Raw genomic sequence first — 336 nt, 5'->3', positions numbered from 1 at the left:
GCCTTCACTCGAAGGAAATGCTCATTTCTAAGCTTTACAGAAGCAGTAAATGGTGGAGCCAAGCGGGATCGAACCGCTGACCTCCTGCGTGCAAGGCAGGCGCTCTCCCAGCTGAGCTATGGCCCCGTATCACTACAGGATTTACCACAAAATTGGTGGGTCTGGGCAGATTCGAACTGCCGACCTCACCCTTATCAGGGGTGCGCTCTAACCAACTGAGCTACAGACCCAATTTCGAGCTTGTAGCCGCTAGCCTGGAGCTATCAGCTTGGAGCTTAAAGCTGCTTCTAATCGTCTTCTTCAATGAATCAAGCAATTCGTGTGGGTGCTTATGGC

Annotated in this window: 2 tRNA genes; both read right to left on the bottom strand. The window is 51.8% G+C overall.

The features are described 5' to 3' along the window. Window positions 1-50: 50 nt before the first annotated feature. Window positions 51-126: transfer RNA gene (locus H8S56_RS24410), tRNA-Ala, on the bottom strand. Between the two features lie 27 nt (window positions 127-153). After that, a tRNA-Ile gene (locus H8S56_RS24405) sits at window positions 154-230 on the bottom strand. Window positions 231-336 lie beyond the last annotated feature (106 nt).

It is taken from the genome of Pseudomonas triticifolii (assembly GCF_014358015.1).
Taxonomy (GTDB): Bacteria; Pseudomonadota; Gammaproteobacteria; order Pseudomonadales; family Pseudomonadaceae; genus Aquipseudomonas; species Aquipseudomonas triticifolii.
Note: the sequence above shows the minus strand (reverse complement) of the source record. Positions and strands in the feature narration are given on the sequence as shown.